We start from the raw sequence: 18,087 nt of genomic DNA, 5'->3' as shown, positions 1-18,087 counted from the left end.
GGCGGTTTAAGACTGCCGTTTGCGCAGGCGGTTTTCCAGTGCCACGATGCGGCGCCGAACGACCGGAACGGGCGCGGTTTTGGGCAGCTTGACCGGGGACTTCGGCAGCTTCTCGGCAATCCCGAGCAGGCGCTCGCGCCGTTCCATCTCCCGCCAGACGTCCTCCGGCTTCACGCCGGCCTCGGCCCACAGAACGGTCAGGTTGTAGAGCAGATCGGCACTTTCCCGGACGACGGCATCGGGCTTGCCGCTGACGGCGTCGATCACGACCTCGATGGCTTCCTCGGCGAGCTTTTTGGCCATCTTGGCCGGACCGCGCTGAAACAGCCGTGCCGTGCGCGACGTTGCCGGATCAAGATCCCTGGCCGCGATCACCGCCCGATAAAGCCGATCGATCGAATCACCCATGGCTCGCAAGCCTAGTCGAAACGCGTCGCCAGCGTGTTAACGGCGCAGCCGACCACGAAAAAATCCGCCGGCGTGCAGCCGGCGGATTCGATTCTTCCATGACAGTTCTACGACGCGCCGACCGCCAAACGTCAGTACGGTACATAGGGCAGTTGCGACCGGCGCCCATAATAGCCGCGATAGCCGTAATACGGTCCACCACCGTAATAAACCGGACCGCCGTAATAGGCAGGGCCCCCGTAATAACCCGGGCCGCCGTAATAGGCATACGAGTCGTAGCGGTTCTGCGCGGCAATAATCGCAAGCGTGGTGCCGACGATGCCGGCGAAAGCGGCTGCGGCCGCTGCACCACCGCCCCGATAGTATCGGCGGCGCGCGCTGATATCGGTCGCATCGCTGGTCCCGTGCGACGTGGTCACCGCGGCAGCCTTGCCCGCAGCAGCGGAGCCAGCGAATGCCATCGTCGGCTCAACGGCGGTCAACCCCACCACGGCAACGGTTGCCAGCGTGGCTGCCCGGCCAATGGACGAAAAGATACCCTTTCGCGCAAACATTGCAGTCATCCTTATGGAAGGGCCCCACGGGCCCATGGATAGCTAACCACAGGTTTCACATTCGGTTCCGCGAGCCGGGTGCAAGCTGAGCGAGCTCGGGCGAAGTGCATGCCAGTCATCAGACATTCAGCTTGCATGAGGCAGAATGTCGGCCAAACTGACGCTTGAAAATGCTGCTTGTCTTGGCGCATTCGATGCTTGAAGCAAGCGCGGGCGCGGCACTTTGTCTCGCCTCCCGGAAGTCGTGATGCACGTAAGTCGAACCACCCTTCTCCGCTTCATGCTGGCTGCCGTGATCGGCCTCGCGTGCGGCATTGGGCCGGGCACGACGCGGCTCCGCGCCGCGAGCGATCCGCCCCAGCCAACCGCCATCCAGTTCACGCTCGACCGTCCGCTCGATGCCGCCGCAACCCCGTTCGTGATGGCCACGGTCGGCGGCCTGTTCAGCGCCGAGGGCCTCGCTGTCACGACGAACATCGCCACCAGCTCAGCGGACGCGATCGCGCGCGTCGCCGACGGCGCGAGCGACTTCGCGCTGATCGACATCAATTCGCTGGTGCGGTTTCGCGACAAGCCGGGCGCCGCGCCGATAAAGGCGGTGTTCGTGCTATTCAACCAGGCGCCCTATGCGATCGTGGCACGCAAGAGTCGCGGCATCAACGCATTGTCCGACATCCAGGGCAAGAACCTCGGCGTCGCCGAGGGCGATCTCTCGATCCGGCTGTGGCCGGCGATCGCCAGGCAAAACGGCATCAAGCTCTCGAGCGTGAAGCAGATCAGCATCAGCGCCGCCGTGCGCGAGCCGATGCTGTCCGCCGGACAGGTCGATGCCGTCACCGGCTTCTCCTATCTGTCCGCGATCAACGTGCGGGATCGCGGCGTGCCGGCCGACGATCTCGCGGTGTTGCGCTTCGCCGACTACGGCTGCGAGGCCTATGGCTTCGCTGTCATCGTCAACCCGCGCTTCGCTGCGGCAAAGCCGGACGCCGTGAAAGGCTTCGTGCGCGCGGTGATCGGCGGCACCACCCTCGCGATCAAGGACCCTGCCCGCGCCGCGACCGAGGTCGCGAACCGGATGGACGGCGGTTCGCGCGAGCTGGAGCTGGAGCGGCTGCGCGCCATCATCCACGACAACATCCTCGCCGGCGAGGTGAAGCGTAACGGCATCGGCGGCATCGACCCGGCGCGCTTCGAGCGATCGATCGACCAGCTCGCGGAGGATTTCAAATTCCAGAAGCGGCCGCACGTATCCGACATTTTCGATGAGTCCTTCCTGCCCCCGCGTGACGACCGGCTGATCAATTGAGGCACCTGCTCCCCGGACGTGTTCGTCATGCCCAGGCTCGCCCCGCGGGCCATCGCATCTGGCACGGGGAAGCTTGACGCAGACGTCCCTACGTTCGTCACGGCCGGGCTTGTCCCAGCCACGACGGAATGTGTGCTGTACCTTCACCTGCTGGCCCTTCGTCGCGAACCCTGATTAGATTGCATCCCGCCTGATCGGGCGCATCTACCGCTCAAGGGTCCCGCCGGCATGTCCATGCTCCGCCTCTATACTCGCGTCCTGGAATTGCTCGGCAAGGAGGCCCGGCTCGGCTGGATTCTCGCCGCCGCCAATCTGCTGCTCGCCGGCGCGCAATTCGCCGAGCCCGTGCTGTTCGGCAAGATTGTCGACGTGCTGTCGGGCCGGCCGGTGACCGGGATGTTCGCCACCACGTCACCGTGGCCGCTGCTCGGGGCCTGGGTGGCATTCGGGCTGTTCACGATCGCCTGCAGCGCGGTGGTTGCGCTGCAGGCCGACCGGCTGGCGCATCGCCAGCGCCAGGCGGTGCTGACCGATTACTTCGAGCACGTCCTGCAACTGCCGCTGACCTTCCATTCCGGCACCCATTCGGGACGGCTGATGAAGGTGATGCTGAACGGCACCGACGCGCTGTGGCGGCTATGGCTCGGTTTCTTCCGCGAGCATTTCGCCGCGATCATGTCGCTGGTGGTGCTGCTGCCGCTGTCGCTCTACATCAACTGGCGGCTTGCCATCCTGCTGTTCGCGCTCTGCGTCGTCTTCACCATCCTGACCACGATGGTGGTACGCAAGACCTACGGCATGCAGAGCGAGGTCGAGGAATATTACAGCGACCTCTCGGCGCGCGCCTCCGACGCACTCGGCAATGTCGCGCTGGTGCAGAGCTTCGTGCGGATCGATTCCGAGGTGCAGGGGCTGCGCTTCGTCGCCGACAAGCTGCTCGCCGCGCAGATGCCGGTGCTGTCGTGGTGGGCGATCGTCACCGTCATCACCCGCGCGTCGACCACGATCACCGTGCTCGCGATCTTCACCGTCGGCATCGCGCTCAACAGCCAGGGCCTGACAACGGTCGGCGAGATCGTGATGTTCGTCTCGTTCGCCACCATGCTGATCCAGAAGCTCGAGCAGGTGGTGAGCTTCATCAACAACGTGTTCATGGAAGCGCCGCGGTTGAAGGAATTCTTCGACGTGCTCGACGCGGTGCCGGCGGTGCGCGACCGGCCGGGCGCGGTCGATCCCGGCCGGCTCTCCGGCCTGGTCGAGTTCGACGACGTCTCGTTCTCCTATGACGGCAAGCGCCCGGCAATCGAGGATCTCACCTTCACCGCGCTGCCCGGCCAGACCATTGCGCTGGTCGGGCCGACCGGCGCCGGCAAATCCACTGCGATCGCGCTTTTGCATCGCGCCTTCGACCCGCAATCCGGCGTCATCAAGATAGACGGTATGGACATACGCGCGCTGAAGCTGACCGGGCTGCGACGCAATATCGGCGTGGTGTTCCAGGAGGCGCTACTGTTCAACCGGTCGATCGCCGAGAACCTGCGTATCGGCAAACCTGACGCCACCGACGAGGAACTGCGTACCGCCGCAGCGCGCGCGCAGGCGCTGGACTTCATCGAACGCAGCGAAAAGAAGTTCGATACCCATGCCGGCGAACGCGGCCGCATGTTGTCAGGCGGCGAGCGACAGCGCTTGTCGATCGCGCGCGCATTGCTGAAAGATCCGCCGATCCTGATCCTGGACGAGGCGACCAGCGCGCTCGATGCCGTCACCGAGGCCAAGGTGAACGCTGCTCTCGATGAAGTGATGAAGGGACGGACCACGTTTGTGATCGCACACCGTCTCTCCACGATCCGCCACGCCACCCGCATCCTGATGTTCGACCAGGGACGCGTGATCGAAAGCGGAACTTTCGATGAACTGGTGGCGAAAGGCGGCCGTTTTGCCGACCTCGCGCGCGCCCAGTTCATGATTCAGGAACAGCAACGCGCCGATCTCGAGGCGCCATAATCTCCGCTTTCCAATTGAGGCGGCTGCCGAAATTCAGCCGATTTCGTCCACGATTTAGTTCGGCGGGCTCTGTTCTCCGCTGGCAAGCCGGTATAGGGTTTGCATCGCCGCACCGCGGCCCCCGGACACGCTTGAAACCCGAACGTCACATTTGCAAAGCCCTCCTGTTGAAGGCGGGTCTCAAAGGACCGGAACCGGACTCGTGCATTTCCTCCGCCTGCTGCGCAACCCGTCGTTGAAGTGGATCCTTGCCGTCGCGCTGCTCGCGGTTGCGGCGCCGCGCACGGCGCAGGCCGAGGCGCTGCTGCTGATCGAGGCCGACAGCGGCAAGGTGCTGCAGGCCGACAATGCGACGATGCCCTGGTACCCGGCATCGCTCAGCAAACTGATGACGGCCTACGTGACGCTGACGGCGGTCAAGGAAGGTCGCGTGTCGCTCGACACGCTGCTCACGGTGTCGCCGACTGCGGCCTCGCAGTCGCCCTCGAAGATGGGCTTGCGGCCCGGCACCCAGGTCACCGTCGACAACGCGCTGAAGATGATGCTGGTGAAATCGGCCAACGACATGGCCGTGGTGCTCGCTGAAGGCGTCGGCGGCTCGATCGACGGCTTCGCGGCGATGATGAACCAGACCGCGCGCAAGCTCGGCATGACGCAGACGAGCTACGTCAACCCGAACGGCCTGCCGGCCGATGGCCAGATCACCTCGGCACGCGACATGGCGATCCTTGCCCGCGCCATCATCCGCGACCTGCCCGAATACGAATATTTCGTCCACATTCCGTCCATCCGCTTCGGTCGCCGGATCACGCAGAACTTCAACAAGCTGATCGGCCGCTATCCGGGCGCCGACGGCTTCAAGACCGGCTTCATTTGCGCCTCCGGCTACAATCTCGTGGCCTCGGCAACGCGCGACGGCAAGCGGCTGATCGCCGTGGTGCTCGGCGCTTCCTCGGGCCGCATGCGCGCGGTGCGCGCTGCACAGCTCCTGGACCGCGGCTTTGCCGGCAACGGGCTGGCGTGGCTGCGTCCCTCGCTGGGCACCGTCGAAAATCTTGCGCCGATCGATGCCTCGCCGCCCAATCTGCACGAGGAGATGTGCGGCCCCAAGCGCAAGCGGCCCGCTAGCGACGAGGACGAGGACACCATTGCCAGCAGCGCCGGCGGTTCGGCCACCAACGGCGAGGGCGGCAGCATGTCCTTCTTCGCCACCGGCCTGCAGGCGGCGATGCCGAAACCCTCCGAGCTGCTGGGGCTTCCGGCTGCGCCGTCGGAGCCGGTCGTAGTCTATACCGGCCCGACCAAGACCGGCGCTGCGCTGGCCGCCGCGGTCGAGGCCGACAGCGAGAAGATGCAGCCGGCCGCCAAGCGCGGCAAGCGCACGCGTGTCGTCATCAAGGTCGACAAGAAGTCCGACACCGCGGCTGACGCCAAGAGCGAGGCCAAGGGTGAGCCTAAGGGTGAGGCTAAGGGTGACGCCAAGAAGGACGGCAATAAGTCCGACAGCAAGCAGGCCACAGCCAAGCCGGCGCGCCACGCCAATGCGAAGCCGGACAACGCCGGCGCAAAGCCAGCCGGCGCAAAGTCGGCCGCCGCCAAGCCCGCCGACAAGCAGGCCGCCGCAAAGCCCGCGGCGAAGCCGAAGGCAGCGACGAAGCCGAAGAGCGACGCCAAGCAGCCGGCCAGCTAACCGGCTCCCTGCGATTCTCCGCCCAATGCGTCGATAGCGCGCAGCGGCTTGCCATTGGCCGCGGCATTGCTCAATACTGCCCAAAACAACGCGGCCAAGTCCGAAAACCCGGAAAGAAATCCGGGACAAGCGGCAACGTCATGAGAGGGGAATGACCACCATGGAGCGCATCTGGCTCAAGCAATACCCGGCCGGCGTGCCCGCTGATATCGACGTCACGCAGTATTCGTCGCTGGTCGAGCTGCTGGAAGAAAGCTTTGCGAAATTTGCCGACCGCAAGGCTTTCATCTGCATGGACAAGTCGATCACCTATCGTGACCTCGACCAGATGTCGACGGCATTCGGCGCCTATCTGCAGAGCAAGGGGCTCCAGAAAGGAGCGCGCGTCGCGCTGATGATGCCGAACGTGCTGCAATACCCGATCGCGACCGCCGCGGTGCTGCGCGCCGGCTACGCCGTGGTCAATGTCAATCCGCTCTACACGCCGCGCGAGCTCGAGCATCAGCTCAAGGATTCCGGTGCCGAGGCGATTGTCGTGTTGGAGAATTTCGCCACCACTGTGCAGAAGGTGCTCGCCAACACATCCGTCAAGCACGTCATTGTCGGCAGCATGGGCGACCTGCTCGGCTTCAAGGGCGTGATCGTCAACCTGGTGGTGCGCCGCGTGAAGAAGATGGTGCCGGCTTGGTCGATTCCCGGCGCCGTCTGGTTCAACGACGCGCTGGCGGCGGGCCGCGGCATGAAGCTCGACAAGCCAGTGCTGACACGCCAGGACGTCGCCTTCCTGCAATACACCGGCGGGACCACGGGCATTTCCAAGGGCGCGACCCTGATCCACCAGAACGTGCTCGCCAACGTGCTGCAGAACGACGCCTGGTTGCAGCCGGCGCTGAAGAAGCCGCCGCATGTGGAGCAGCTCTTCATCGTCTGCGCGCTGCCGCTGTACCACATCTTCGCGCTGACCGCCTGTTACCTGCTCGCGGTCCGCGCTGGCGGCGTCAATCTGTTGATCCCCAATCCGCGCGACATGGCGGGCTTCGTCAAGGAGCTGGCGAAGTACCAGATCAACAGCTTCCCGGCGGTCAACACGCTCTACAACGGCCTGTTGAACACGCCCGGCTTCGACAAGCTCGACTTCTCCAAGCTGAAGACCTCGTTCGGCGGCGGCATGGCGACGCAGAAGCCGGTCGCCGACAAATGGCTGAAGGTGACCGGCTGCGCGTTGTCGGAAGGCTACGGCCTGTCGGAGACCTCACCAACGCTGGCCTGCAATCCCGCCGACATCGATCGCTTCACCGGCTCGATCGGCGTGCCCGTGCCCTCGACCTGGCTCTCGATCCGCGACGACGACGGCAACGAGCTGCCGATCGGTCAGGCCGGCGAGATCTGCGCCAAGGGCCCGCAGGTGATGGCCGGCTATTGGAACAGGCCCGACGAGACCGCGCGCGTGATGACTGCCGACGGCTACTTCCGCACCGGCGACATCGGCGTGATGGACGAGAACGGCTTCACCAAGATCGTCGACCGCAAGAAGGACATGATCCTGGTCTCCGGCTTCAACGTCTATCCGAACGAGATCGAGGAAGTGCTCGCGAGCCATCCGGGCGTGCTGGAATGCGCCGTGATCGGCGTGCCCGACGCGAAGTCCGGCGAGGCGGTGAAGGCGTTCGTGGTCAAGAAAGATCCGAACGTCACGGCCGAGGACATCATCAAATTCGCCGCCACCGAACTCACTGCCTACAAGGTGCCGAAGCAGATCGAGTTCAGGACCGACCTGCCCAAGACCAATGTCGGCAAGATCCTGCGCCGCGAGCTGCGCGACGAGAAGAAGGCCGCGGCGTGAGGCGAGCCACGGCGGGCATCGAACAATGACTGACGCGGGCCTCGCGACGGCGGCCGACGTCCTCACGTTCTGGCGCGGGGCCGGACGCGACCGCTGGTACGAGCGCGACGACGCCTTCGATGCCGAGATCCGCAATCGCTTCCTCGCCACCTGGCAGAAGGCTTCCGCCGGCGAACTCTCCTCATGGGAGGCGAGCGACGATGGCGCGCTGGCGCTCACCATCGTGCTCGACCAGTTTCCCCGCAACATGTTTCGCGGGCATGCCCGGACCTATGCCAGCGACGCGCTGGCGCGCGAGGTCGCGGGCCGCGCGATCGACCGCGGCGTCGACGGACGGATAGATCCGCTGTTGCGGGAATTCCTCTATCTGCCCTTCATGCATTCGGAGCATCTGGCCGACCAGCAGCGTTGTGTCGCGCTGATCCGGCGGGCCGGCGGCCATCCCGACAATCTGAAATATGCCGAGGACCACGCCGACATCATCCGCCGCTTCGGCCGCTTCCCGCATCGTAATCGCGTGCTGGGCCGGCCGACGACGCCGGAGGAGCAGGCTTTCCTCGACGCTGGAGGCTTTTCCGGCTGATGACGGAACAGTGACCAGCCTCCGGCATTGCCGTTCCTCCACCAGCTCGTATTGTGCCGTGCGACCACCGGGGTTAAGACAGTTCCGCTTCACCGAGGGAGAACAATGATGACGATCAAGGTTGGCGACAAGCTGCCGGAAGCCAAGTTTCGCGTGATGACGGCCGAAGGGCCGCAGGTCAAAAGCACCGACGATATCTTCAAGGGCAAGAAGGTCGCCCTGTTCGCGGTGCCCGGCGCCTACACCGGCACCTGCCACAAGATGCACCTGCCGAGCATCTTCCTCAACGCCTACGCCATCAAGAACAAGGGCGTCGACACCATCGCGATCGTCTCTGTCAACGATGCCTTCGTGATGAACGCCTGGAAGCGCGACACCGACCAGCGCGACGAAGCCACCTTCCTCGCCGACGGCAATGCCGACTTCACCAAGGCGATCGGCATGGAGCTCGACGCCTCCGCCAACGGCCTCGGCATCCGCTCCAAGCGCTACTCGATGCTGGTCGAGGACGGCGTGGTGAGGAAGCTCAACCTCGAGCCCGCCCCGGGCAAGGTCGAGGTCTCCGGCGGCGACACGCTGCTCGGTCAGCTCTGAGCTGAACGTCACGCGCACACCGTCGTCGCCCGGCTTGCCGCCTCCGCTAAAGCTTCGGCGCGCCTGAATCGCAAGCCTCGTCGAAGCCTTGGCGGAGACGGACCGGGCGACCCAGTACGCCGTGGCCCCCGTTTCGAAAACCACCGCTTCTGGAATACTGGATCGCCCGGTCAAGTGTTTAGTCTGGACAGATCACTGACAGGTGTTCGGAGACATAGCTGACACATCAAGAATGGCTGGATTGGTCCGATTCGGGAGGCCGTCCATGCCGTGGAGCGAGGTGTCAGTCATGGATCAGCGACGCGAGTTCGTGCGTCTTGCGATGCAGGAAGGAGCGAACCGGCGGGAGCTATGCCGCCGGTTCGGGATCAGCCCTGACGTCGGCTACAAATGGCTGAGGCGCTGGCAGGCCGGAGATCGGGAGTTGGCGGATCAGTCGCGCCGTCCGAAGAGGATGCCCAAGCGCAGCGCCGCTGTGGTGGAAGCGGAAGTTGTCGCCGTCCGCGACAAGCATCCGGCTTGGGGAGCACGCAAGATCGCCCATTGCCTCAAGCGTGGCGGGCAGGCTGTGCCTGTCCCGTCCACCGTGCATCGGATCCTGTGTCGGAACGACAGAATCAAGCCGAGCGAGAATGCGCCGCCCAACCCTGGACATCGGTTCGAGAAGGAAGCTCCCAATCAATTGTGGCAGATGGACTTCAAAGGCCACATACCGCTCGCCAACGGGATGCGTTGCCATCCGCTGACGGTGGTCGACGATCACTCGCGCTATGTCCCGTGCCTGAAGGCATGTGCGAACGAGCAGCGACCCATGGTGCAGGAGCATCTGACGGCCACGTTCCGCCGCTATGGGCTGCCCGACGCCTTCTATATCGATAATGGCTCACCTTGGGGCGACACATCCGGCGTGCGCTGGACCGGATTGAAGGTGTGGCTGCTCAAGCTCGGCATCCGGGTGGTGCATGCCAGACCGTGTCACCCGCAGGGCCGCGGCAAGAACGAGCGCTTCCATCGCACCCTCAACGCGGAAGTGTTTGCCATGCATCTCTTCCGCACCTTGCCGGAGGTCCAACGCGCGCTCGACGCCTGGCGCATGATCTACAATCTGGAGCGGCCTCACGAGGGGCTCGCTATGCAGGTGCCCGCCGATCGCTTTCGGCCGAGTTCACGCGCGATGCCGGCGCGTCTTCCGCAGGTGCAATACGACGTCGGCGAGACGGTTCGGACCGTCTCGTCGACCCGAAGCTACATCTCCTTCAAGGGACGGTTCTGGAAAGTTCCGCAGGCCTTCTTCGGCGAGCGTCTTGCTATCCGGCCGCTCGATCGCGACGGCCACTACGGAATCTTCTTCGCCAGTTGGCAAATCGCATCAATCGACTTGACCGATGGCCAACCTGTCAGTGATGTGTCCGAACAGGTGTCAGCCATGTCTTCGGGCTAAACACTTCGCGGGCGATGACAGTGTTGGGAATGCGTTAGCAGGGAATCGTAGAATGGGTAGAGCGCAAGCGAAACCCATCACCTTCGTGCCGCGAGCCAATTGGTGGGTTTCGCTGCGCGCGACCCACCCTACGACACGGCGCCGGCCAGCGCGCTACAGCTCCTTGAGCCTCGCCATCGCCACGCCCTCGCGCGCGAGCTGATCGGCGCGCTCGTTCTCGGCGTGGCCGGCGTGGCCCCTGATCCAGTGCCAGCGTACCTCGTGCGGCTTCATTGCGGCGTCGAGCCGTTGCCACAGCTCGACATTCTTGACCGGCTTCTTGTCGGCGGTGCGCCAGCCGTTGCGCTTCCAGCCATAGATCCAGCCGGTGATGCCCTGGCGGACATACTGGCTGTCGGTGATGAGATCGACGATACAAGGCCTCTTCAGGGCTTCGAGCGCCGAGATCGCTGCCATCAGCTCCATGCGGTTGTTGGTGGTGTGCGGCTCGCTGCCCTTCAATTCCTTCTCGACGTCGCCGAACCTCAAGATCGCGCCCCAGCCGCCCGGTCCGGGATTTCCGGAGCAGGCGCCATCGGTGAATACAGTGACATGCGGCTTGTCGCTCACGCCGCGCATCCCGCCGGCGTGACGCCATAGTCGTTGAGACCAGCGACATTCTGCTGGAAGCGCAGCTTGCGGACATATTCCAGCGGGTCCTTCGGGCGCACCAGCGCGCCTTCCGGCACGTTGAGGAAGTCCACCAGGCGCGTCAGCAGAAAGCGCATCGCAGCGCCACGCGCCAGCAGCGGCATCGCGGCCTCTTCCGCCACCGACAACGGCCGTTCGCGGCGGTAGGCATTGAGCAGCGCGCGGGCCTTGGTGACGTTGAAGGAATGATCCGGCTCGAAGCACCAGGCGTTGAGGCAGATCGCGACGTCATAGGCCAGAATGTCGTTGCAGGAGAACGGAAAGTCGATCAGCCCCGACAGCTTGTCGCCGAGAAAGAAAACGTTGTCGGGAAACAGATCGGCATGGATCACGCCGACCGGCAGATCGGTCGGCCAGCTTGCTTCGAGATGATCGAGCTCGCGCGCGATGAAGTCGGACAGGCCCGCCTGCACGCTGTCGGCCCGCGCCGCGGCGAGATCGAACAGCGGCCGCCAGCCGGAAACCGACAGCGGGTTCTTGCGCACCAGCGGAAAGTCGAGGCCGGCAACATGCATCTTTGCGAGCGCTTGGCCGACGCCGGCGCAATGCGCCACGTTCGGCCGCCGCGGCCAGAGGCCTTCGAGAAAATTGATGACCGCCGCCGGCCGGCCGGCCAGCCGACTATAGACCTCGCCTTCGCGATTGCGCGCCGGCTGCGGGCAGGAGACGCCGCGCTCGGCGAGATGCGCCATCAGCGACAGGAAATACGGCAGGTCGTCTTCCGCCACACGCTTCTCATAGAGCGTGAGGATGTAGGCGCCCTGGCTCGTGTGCAGCAGGAAGTTCGAATTCTCGACGCCTTCGGCGATGCCCTTGTAGGAGAGCAGTTCGCCGATGTCGTAGCTTTTGAGGAATTCCGCGAGGTCTTCGGCGGCAACGTCAGTGTAGACCGCCATATGGTTTATTCCGCGACGGCAGCGTCAGGCCGCAGCGAACGCGGCAGCGGGAAGAACTCGTTCTCTTCCGCGGCCGAGACTGTCTCCACATGAAGTTCGTAGCGTTCGGCGAAGGCGCCCATGATCTCCTCGACGATCACCTCCGGCGCGGACGCGCCCGCGGTGATGCCGAGGCTCGTGATGCCTTCGAAGCGCTTCCAGTCGATGTCGCTCGCCCTTTGGGCGAGCACGGCAATAGGGCAGCCCTCGCGCTCGGCGACCTCGCGCAGGCGCTGCGAGTTCGACGAGTTCGGCGCGCCGACTACGATCAGGGCATCGACCACCGGAGCCACCTTCTTCACCGCGAGCTGGCGGTTGGTGGTGGCGTAGCAGATGTCTTCCTTGTGCGGACCGTTGACGTTCGGGAAGCGCTCCTTGAGCAGCGCCACGATCTCGGCGGTGTCGTCGATCGACAGCGTGGTCTGGGTCACGAAAGCGAGGTTGTCCGGATCCTTCGGCGTGAAGGTTTTCGCATCCTCGGCGGTCTCGATCAGGGTCACGGCTCCCGGCGGGAGCTGACCCAGGGTGCCGACCACCTCGGGATGGTGCGAATGCCCGATCAAGAGGATCTCCCGGCCGCGCTTGAAGTGGATCGCAGCCTCCCGGTGCACCTTGGTCACCAGCGGGCAGGTTGCATCCAGCGAGAAGAAATTGCGGGCCTTGGCCTCGGCCGGAACCGATTTCGGAACTCCGTGGGCCGAGAACACCACCGGCGCGTTGGTGTCGTCGGGAATCTCGGCCAATTCCTCGACGAAAATGGCGCCCTTGGTCTTCAGGCTGTCCACCACATACTTGTTATGGACGATCTCGTGCCGGACATAGACCGGAGCTCCATAGATCGTGAGCGCCCGTTCCACCGTATCGATGGCACGGACCACCCCGGCGCAGAAGCCACGCGGGGAACAAAGCACGATTCTAAGGTCGGGTTTTTTCGCTGACATAAGGCCATCTCGGGACCGAATCACCCCTCGCCGCCGGGCGGGGAACGGTCAATTTGAGTAAGGACTTGGGACTGCTTTCGGGCTCTGTCAAGGCGATTTTGCTGGCCCATTGCGCCATTCCCCCCTGAGGGCTTATATAGGGTCAGAATTCCCGTCATCGCCGATGACTACCAGCTTCGCCTCGACAGAGGTGGGCGAAGCACAAAGGAGATTTGCCATGAGCAACGCACCGCTGATGCCGAAGGCGACTGCCGTGTGGTTGGTCGACAATACCGCCCTGACCTTCGATCAGGTGGCCGATTTTACCAAAATGCACCCCCTGGAGGTGCGCGCCATCGCCGACGGCGACGCCGCCCAGGGCATCAAGGGCATGGACCCGATTTCGAACGGCCAGCTTACCCGCGAGGAGATCGAAAAGGGCGAAAGCGACCCGAACTACCGCCTCAAGCTGCAGGAGAGCAAGGTGGTGCTGCCGGCTGCGGCCAAGAAGAAGGGCCCGCGCTACACCCCGGTGTCGCGCCGCCACGAGCGGCCGAGCGCGATCCTCTGGCTGGTGCGCAACCATCCGGAGCTCAAGGACGCGCAGATTATGCGCCTGGTCGGCACCACCAAGACCACGATCGCGAGCGTGCGTGACCGCACCCACTGGAACGCCTCGACGCTGACGCCGATGGACCCTGTGACGCTCGGCCTGTGCTCGCAGATCGAGCTCGATTTCGAGGTGCAGCGCGCCGCCAAGGAGAAGCCGACCACCACCGTCTATGGCGGCGCCACACTGCTGCCGGCCTCCGAGACCACGCGCAAGGACGAGCTGGACGATCAGCCGACCGAACGGCACGACGATCTCAACGTCGACGCCGTGTTCGCCAAGCTGAAGACGATCGGCGGCAAGAAGATCGACGACGAGGAAGAGTAAGCGCGTCAGGCGCTGCGATGACTGGACTGCGAAATGCGGCGGGGCAACCCGCCGCGTTTTCGTTTGCGCATAAGCGGCGCCAGGAACATCGCAAGAAGCGTCGACCTATGTCAGCCGAGTTCGATCTCACCCGATATGTCGTGAACGAGATTGACGCCGGCGATGGTCAGCACAACCTTCGCTGGAAGCTTCTCGTTGCCTTTGAGCCGCCCGCTCGCGACGGCCTCGCGCACGGCCTTCTCGATTTCGCGTTGGGAAGTAATGCCGACCTTCTTGAGGAAACCGCGAAGGCTGGCGTTGAAGGCGTCCTCGTTCATCGTCGCCTCCTCATGGCGTCTAATGCACGTCTGGATGGTTCATCATGTATTCGCCGAGATCGCGCTGGCGGCGATCCGAGCGGGCCTCGGCGTTCTGGCGCTGCACGTCGCGGTCTTTGCGGCAGGCGACATATTCGGGCGAGCCGACCTTCACCGTGCCGTTGGCCTGGCAGTACTGATCGTCATCGCCCATGCTCTCCGCGACCGGCGAGCGGCCGCGCTCCAGGCAGCCCGCAAGCAGCGGCAGCACAAGCAGCAGTGCGAAGGGCGCGCGTGCGGAAATCATTCGCATCCGTGAGTCCGTATTTGGTGACGACAGGGCGTGTGATGCCGGGAATGACCCGGCATTCCATCAAAATCAAGGCGGTTTTGCTTCCGGATGCGTTTCCGCGGCGAGCAGAGCGGTTGTGCGATCGTCAATCATCTCGTCCGCGGCTCACCCCTTGTATCTGCACGGCCATGATTTGTGCGATGGAAGCGACTTGCGCTTTGGCCGGTGGCCACCGGCCAAAGCGCGTGGCGATGTCGCCCGTTTGCCCCTCCGGCTACAACCGTGGGTGAGCTCTGGGATCTTCGCCATGTCACGCACGACCGAACAGTCGCTTGAGTTCCGATCGCATGGACAAGGCAGGTTACCGTGAAGAAGACGATTTGTGGAGTGGACGTTTCGAAGGCCAGGCTCGATGCCTGTATCGAACCCGGACAACGGTTTGCGAGCTTCGATAATGATGCCGCAGGCATTGCCAAGCTGGCCGCGTTCTGTCGCGAGCACGCCGTCACGTTGGCGGTGATGGAGGCCAGTGGCGGTTACGAGCGAGGGGTGTTCGTCGGGCTCTGGGAGGAGGGGATCAGTTGCGCGCTGACCAATCCCCGCAGCGTCCGGCGCTATGCCGAGGCGATGGGCATTCTGGAGAAGACCGACCGGATCGATTCCTCGGTGATTGCCCGCTTCGCCCATGCCAAGAACTTGGCAGCGACCCCGCTGCCAAGCGAAGCCCAGCAGCGGCTGAAGGCCCTGGTGACAAGGCTCAGACAGGTCACCGACGATCTGACCGTCCAGAAGCAGCGCCGCGCCAGCATGTTCGACAACGGCGAGATGCGTGCGAGCATTGACGAGGTGATCGTCCTGCTGAAGCGCCAATCCCTCTCGCTCGAAGGGGAGATCGCTTCGATGATCGATGACGACCCGCTGTGGGCAAAGCTCGCCGAGACCTGGCGCGAGATGAAGGGCGTTGCCGGACGGACCGTCGCCCGCCTCCATGCCGAGCTGCCGGAGATCGGCACGGTGTCCAACAAGGCCATTGCCAAGCTTGCCGGTCTCGCCCCGATCGCCAATGACAGTGGCAAGCGCAGGGGTAAGCGACCCACCCGCGGCGGCCGCGCCGGCGTCCGCTCCATCCTCTTCCTCGTCGCGGCCATCGCCGCCCGCTACGACAACAGCCTCGGCGAGTTCCGCGACCGGCTGCTCAAGGCTGGCAAGGAGAAAATGGTCGTGCGCATTGCGCTCGCCCGCAAGCTCCTAGTCCGCCTCAACGCCAAAGCACGCGATGCGCGTGCCGCTTACCCCAATGCAACTTGACAATCCAGATAGTCGCTCTCCCCAACCCTCCCCCGCAAGGGGGGAGGGAGCCTGACCGACGTGCTCACCTCACGTCGCAGGATCCGCACGAACGAGCGCTTCAGGGGAATTGCTGTGGTCGTTTGGAGACGCTGGTCATGCAGCGCCATCAGCGCCGCTGATGTGCGGGAGCCACTGGCGGAAGGGTTCCCTCCCCCCTTGCGGGGGAGGGATAGGGAGAGGGGTGGCCACACGGCGTGCTCTCTCCATCGCCAGCCAGAATGACGAACGCCTACACCTTCCCCTTCAGCGCAGCGCCGATCTCGTCGAGCACCTTGGGATCCTCGATCGTCGCCGGCATGGTCCAGGGTTCGCCGTCGGCGATCTTCTTGATGGTGCCGCGGAGGATCTTGCCGGAGCGGGTCTTCGGCAGCCGCGCCACCGTGATCGCGAGCTTGAACGCGGCGACGGGACCGAGCTTGTCGCGCACCAGCGTCACGACTTCCTTCTCGACGTCAGGCGCCCCCTTGGCCACGCCAGCCTTCAGCACCAGGAAGCCACAGGGCACCTCGCCCTTGATCGCGTCCTTGATGCCGAGCACCGCGCATTCGGCGACGTCGGGATGGGACGCCAGGATCTCTTCCATGCCGCCGGTGGAGAGCCGGTGACCGGCGACGTTGATGATGTCGTCGGTGCGACCCATCACCCAGACGTAGCCGTCCTCGTCTTTGTAGCCAGCATCCGAGGTCTTGTAGTAACCGGGGAATTCCGAGAGATAGGCTTCCTTGAAGCGCTCGTCCTGCTGCCACAGCGTCGGCAGGCAGCCGGGCGGCATCGGCAGCTTGATCACGATCGATCCCATGGTGCCCGCCGGCACCGGCTTTGCCGACTCGTCGACCACATCCACCTGATAGCCCGGCATCGACACCGTCGGCGAACCGTGCTTGACCGGCAGCATGCCGAGACCCATCGGATTGCCGGCGATGCACCAGCCGGTCTCGGTCTGCCACCAGTGATCGATCACCGGTACCTTGAGCTGCTGCTCCGCCCATTCCACCGTCGGCGGATCGGCGCGCTCGCCGGCGAGGAACAGCGTACGGAAGTTCGAGAGATCATACTGCCGGATGAACTTGCCGTCCGGATCCTCCTTGCGGATGGCGCGGAACGCGGTCGGCGCCGTGAACAGCGCCACCGCCTTGTGCTCGGAGATCAAGCGCCAGAACGCGCCGGCATCGGGCGTGCCGACCGGCTTGCCCTCATACATGATCGTGGTCGCGCCGTGGATCAGCGGGCCATAGACGATGTAGCTGTGACCGACCACCCAGCCGATGTCGGAGCCGCACCACCAGACCTCGCCGGGCTTCACGCCGTAGAGATTGTACATCGACCACTTCAGCGCGACGAGGTGCCCGCCATTGTCGCGCACCACGCCCTTCGGGATACCCGTCGTGCCCGACGTGTAGAGGATGTAAAGCGGATCGGTCGCGAGCACCGGCACGCAGGGCGCGGCCTTGCCGGCGTCGAAGGCGGCACGGCGCAGATTGGCCCAATCATGATCGCGGCCGGCCGTGAGTTCGCAACCGTGCTGCGGCCGCTGCAGGATGACGCAGGTCTCCGGCTTCGCGCTCGCGATGCGGATCGCTTCATCGAGCAGGGGCTTGTACTGCACGATGCGGCCCGGCTCGAGCCCGCAGCTTGCCGAGAAGATCAGCTTCGGCTTGGCGTCGTCGATCCGGCTCGCCAGCTCCTTGGCCGCGAAGCCGCCAAACACCACGCTGTGCACCGCGCCGATCCGCGCGCAAGCGAGCATCGCGACCACCGCCTCCGGCACCATCGGCATGTAGAGGATCACGCGATCGCCCTTGGTGACGCCAAAATCCTGCATCACCGCGGCCAGCGTCTGCACCTCCGCCAGCAGTTCGGAATAGGTGTACTTCGTAACCGTATTGGTGAGCGGAGAATCGTGGATCAGCGCAAGCTGGTCGGCACGACCGCCGGCGACATGGCGATCCAGCGCGTTGTAGCAGGTGTTGACGACGGCACCCGCGAACCAGCGCCCATACACCCCGATCGCGGGATCGAAGATCTTCTTCGCCGGCTCGATCCAATCGATCTCGCGCGCGGCTTCGGCCCAGAAGCCTTCGGGGTCCCGAAGCGAACGGGCATACTCCTCATGATACCGGCTGTTCTGCTGAATGTTCATCGCGTTTCTCCCTCGCCGCTCTCCGTCGTCATGGCCGGGCGCCTGTCCCCGACCCGATCGGGGACGACCCGGCCATCCACGTTCAGGGCCGGGCATGCGGA

General features: G+C 64.5%; 17 protein-coding genes. 9 read left to right on the top strand and 8 right to left on the bottom strand.

The features are described 5' to 3' along the window. Positions 1–6 precede the first annotated feature (6 nt). The gene (hisE, locus tag P6U30_RS05430) at positions 7–408 is read right to left on the bottom strand and encodes a phosphoribosyl-ATP diphosphatase (RefSeq protein ID WP_407150391.1); all 402 of its coding nucleotides are present in this window, start codon (positions 406–408) and stop codon (positions 7–9) included. Between the two features lie 131 nt (positions 409–539). Next, positions 540–962 carry a hypothetical protein gene (locus tag P6U30_RS05425; protein ID WP_407168487.1) on the bottom strand — a complete coding sequence of 141 codons (423 nt, stop codon included), beginning with the start codon at positions 960–962 and terminating at the stop codon, positions 540–542. Between the two features lie 247 nt (positions 963–1,209). Between P6U30_RS05425 and P6U30_RS05420 the strand changes: the two genes are divergently transcribed. The 7 genes from P6U30_RS05420 to P6U30_RS05390 all read left to right on the top strand — a co-directional run bounded on the left by P6U30_RS05420 (position 1,210) and on the right by P6U30_RS05390 (position 10,426). Next, the gene (locus tag P6U30_RS05420; RefSeq protein WP_407168486.1) at positions 1,210–2,268 is read left to right on the top strand and encodes an ABC transporter substrate-binding protein; all 1,059 of its coding nucleotides are present in this window, start codon (positions 1,210–1,212) and stop codon (positions 2,266–2,268) included. Positions 2,269–2,496: 228 nt separating this feature from the next. After that, positions 2,497–4,275: a glucan ABC transporter ATP-binding protein/ permease gene (locus P6U30_RS05415; RefSeq protein ID WP_407168485.1), complete on the top strand. Its 1,779-nt coding sequence runs from the start codon at positions 2,497–2,499 to the stop codon at positions 4,273–4,275. Positions 4,276–4,477: 202 nt separating this feature from the next. Beyond that, a complete protein-coding gene (locus P6U30_RS05410) occupies positions 4,478–5,965 on the top strand; it encodes a serine hydrolase (protein WP_407168484.1) in 1,488 nt (495 codons plus the stop codon). 160 nt (positions 5,966–6,125) lie between these two features. After that, a complete protein-coding gene (locus tag P6U30_RS05405; RefSeq protein ID WP_407170361.1) occupies positions 6,126–7,808 on the top strand; it encodes a long-chain fatty acid--CoA ligase in 1,683 nt (560 codons plus the stop codon). 25 nt (positions 7,809–7,833) lie between these two features. Next, positions 7,834–8,391 carry a DUF924 family protein gene (locus tag P6U30_RS05400; protein WP_407168483.1) on the top strand — a complete coding sequence of 186 codons (558 nt, stop codon included), beginning with the start codon at positions 7,834–7,836 and terminating at the stop codon, positions 8,389–8,391. Between the two features lie 108 nt (positions 8,392–8,499). Further along, the gene (locus P6U30_RS05395) at positions 8,500–8,985 is read left to right on the top strand and encodes a peroxiredoxin (protein WP_407168482.1); all 486 of its coding nucleotides are present in this window, start codon (positions 8,500–8,502) and stop codon (positions 8,983–8,985) included. 265 nt (positions 8,986–9,250) lie between these two features. Then, the gene (locus P6U30_RS05390; protein ID WP_407164520.1) at positions 9,251–10,426 is read left to right on the top strand and encodes an IS481 family transposase; all 1,176 of its coding nucleotides are present in this window, start codon (positions 9,251–9,253) and stop codon (positions 10,424–10,426) included. 153 nt (positions 10,427–10,579) lie between these two features. On the opposite strand, the gene rnhA is transcribed toward P6U30_RS05390, so the two are convergent. Genes rnhA through ispH form a run of 3 tightly spaced genes read right to left on the bottom strand, consistent with a single transcriptional unit; the run spans position 10,580 to position 12,992 of the window. Next, on the bottom strand, positions 10,580–11,044 hold the full coding sequence (rnhA, locus tag P6U30_RS05385; protein WP_407168481.1) for a ribonuclease HI: 465 nt from the start codon (positions 11,042–11,044) through the stop codon (positions 10,580–10,582). Further along, positions 11,032–12,012 carry a homoserine kinase gene (locus P6U30_RS05380; RefSeq protein ID WP_407168480.1) on the bottom strand — a complete coding sequence of 327 codons (981 nt, stop codon included), beginning with the start codon at positions 12,010–12,012 and terminating at the stop codon, positions 11,032–11,034. The genes rnhA and P6U30_RS05380 overlap by 13 nt, the downstream gene beginning before the upstream one ends. A 5-nt stretch (positions 12,013–12,017) precedes the next feature. Beyond that, entirely contained in the window at positions 12,018–12,992 is a 975-nt protein-coding gene (ispH, locus tag P6U30_RS05375) for a 4-hydroxy-3-methylbut-2-enyl diphosphate reductase (protein WP_407168479.1), read from the bottom strand. A gap of 217 nt (positions 12,993–13,209) precedes the next feature. On the opposite strand from ispH, the gene P6U30_RS05370 reads away from it, so the two are divergent. After that, complete coding sequence (locus P6U30_RS05370; RefSeq protein WP_407150379.1) at positions 13,210–13,908, top strand: DUF1013 domain-containing protein; 699 nt, start codon at positions 13,210–13,212, stop codon at positions 13,906–13,908. 110 nt (positions 13,909–14,018) lie between these two features. Here P6U30_RS05370 and P6U30_RS05365 read toward each other — a convergent pair whose 3' ends face one another. Both P6U30_RS05365 and P6U30_RS05360 read right to left on the bottom strand, forming a co-directional pair. Beyond that, positions 14,019–14,225 carry a DUF6494 family protein gene (locus tag P6U30_RS05365; RefSeq protein ID WP_407168478.1) on the bottom strand — a complete coding sequence of 69 codons (207 nt, stop codon included), beginning with the start codon at positions 14,223–14,225 and terminating at the stop codon, positions 14,019–14,021. Between the two features lie 19 nt (positions 14,226–14,244). Further along, the gene (locus tag P6U30_RS05360; RefSeq protein ID WP_407168477.1) at positions 14,245–14,517 is read right to left on the bottom strand and encodes a hypothetical protein; all 273 of its coding nucleotides are present in this window, start codon (positions 14,515–14,517) and stop codon (positions 14,245–14,247) included. A gap of 345 nt (positions 14,518–14,862) precedes the next feature. Between P6U30_RS05360 and P6U30_RS05355 the strand changes: the two genes are divergently transcribed. Then, positions 14,863–15,804, top strand: a complete 942-nt coding sequence (locus tag P6U30_RS05355) for an IS110 family transposase (protein ID WP_407168228.1) — start codon at positions 14,863–14,865, stop codon at positions 15,802–15,804. Positions 15,805–16,075: 271 nt separating this feature from the next. Here P6U30_RS05355 and P6U30_RS05350 read toward each other — a convergent pair whose 3' ends face one another. Continuing rightward, complete coding sequence (locus P6U30_RS05350) at positions 16,076–17,986, bottom strand: propionyl-CoA synthetase (protein ID WP_407168476.1); 1,911 nt, start codon at positions 17,984–17,986, stop codon at positions 16,076–16,078. Positions 17,987–18,087 lie beyond the last annotated feature (101 nt).

It is taken from the genome of Bradyrhizobium sp. ORS 111 (genome assembly GCF_045571485.1).
In the GTDB taxonomy this organism is placed as follows: domain Bacteria; phylum Pseudomonadota; class Alphaproteobacteria; order Rhizobiales; family Xanthobacteraceae; genus Bradyrhizobium.
The sequence above is the reverse complement of the archived record's forward strand: the minus strand, read 5'-3'. Positions and strand labels throughout refer to the sequence as shown.

What these genes read in the sequence shown, in the direction of transcription:
- hisE (WP_407150391.1), bottom strand. Translation starts at nt 408, where the DNA reads ATGGGTGATTCGATCGATCGGCTTTATCGGGCGGTGATCGCGGCCAGG.
- P6U30_RS05425 (WP_407168487.1), bottom strand. Translation starts at nt 962, where the DNA reads ATGTTTGCGCGAAAGGGTATCTTTTCGTCCATTGGCCGGGCAGCCACG.
- P6U30_RS05420 (WP_407168486.1), top strand. Translation starts at nt 1,210, where the DNA reads ATGCACGTAAGTCGAACCACCCTTCTCCGCTTCATGCTGGCTGCCGTG.
- P6U30_RS05415 (WP_407168485.1), top strand. Translation starts at nt 2,497, where the DNA reads ATGTCCATGCTCCGCCTCTATACTCGCGTCCTGGAATTGCTCGGCAAG.
- P6U30_RS05405 (WP_407170361.1), top strand. Translation starts at nt 6,126, where the DNA reads ATGGAGCGCATCTGGCTCAAGCAATACCCGGCCGGCGTGCCCGCTGAT.
- P6U30_RS05400 (WP_407168483.1), top strand. Translation starts at nt 7,834, where the DNA reads ATGACTGACGCGGGCCTCGCGACGGCGGCCGACGTCCTCACGTTCTGG.
- P6U30_RS05395 (WP_407168482.1), top strand. Translation starts at nt 8,500, where the DNA reads ATGACGATCAAGGTTGGCGACAAGCTGCCGGAAGCCAAGTTTCGCGTG.
- P6U30_RS05390 (WP_407164520.1), top strand. Translation starts at nt 9,251, where the DNA reads ATGCCGTGGAGCGAGGTGTCAGTCATGGATCAGCGACGCGAGTTCGTG.
- rnhA (WP_407168481.1), bottom strand. Translation starts at nt 11,044, where the DNA reads ATGCGCGGCGTGAGCGACAAGCCGCATGTCACTGTATTCACCGATGGC.
- P6U30_RS05380 (WP_407168480.1), bottom strand. Translation starts at nt 12,012, where the DNA reads ATGGCGGTCTACACTGACGTTGCCGCCGAAGACCTCGCGGAATTCCTC.
- ispH (WP_407168479.1), bottom strand. Translation starts at nt 12,992, where the DNA reads ATGTCAGCGAAAAAACCCGACCTTAGAATCGTGCTTTGTTCCCCGCGT.
- P6U30_RS05370 (WP_407150379.1), top strand. Translation starts at nt 13,210, where the DNA reads ATGAGCAACGCACCGCTGATGCCGAAGGCGACTGCCGTGTGGTTGGTC.
- P6U30_RS05365 (WP_407168478.1), bottom strand. Translation starts at nt 14,225, where the DNA reads ATGAACGAGGACGCCTTCAACGCCAGCCTTCGCGGTTTCCTCAAGAAG.
- P6U30_RS05360 (WP_407168477.1), bottom strand. Translation starts at nt 14,517, where the DNA reads ATGCGAATGATTTCCGCACGCGCGCCCTTCGCACTGCTGCTTGTGCTG.
- P6U30_RS05350 (WP_407168476.1), bottom strand. Translation starts at nt 17,986, where the DNA reads ATGAACATTCAGCAGAACAGCCGGTATCATGAGGAGTATGCCCGTTCG.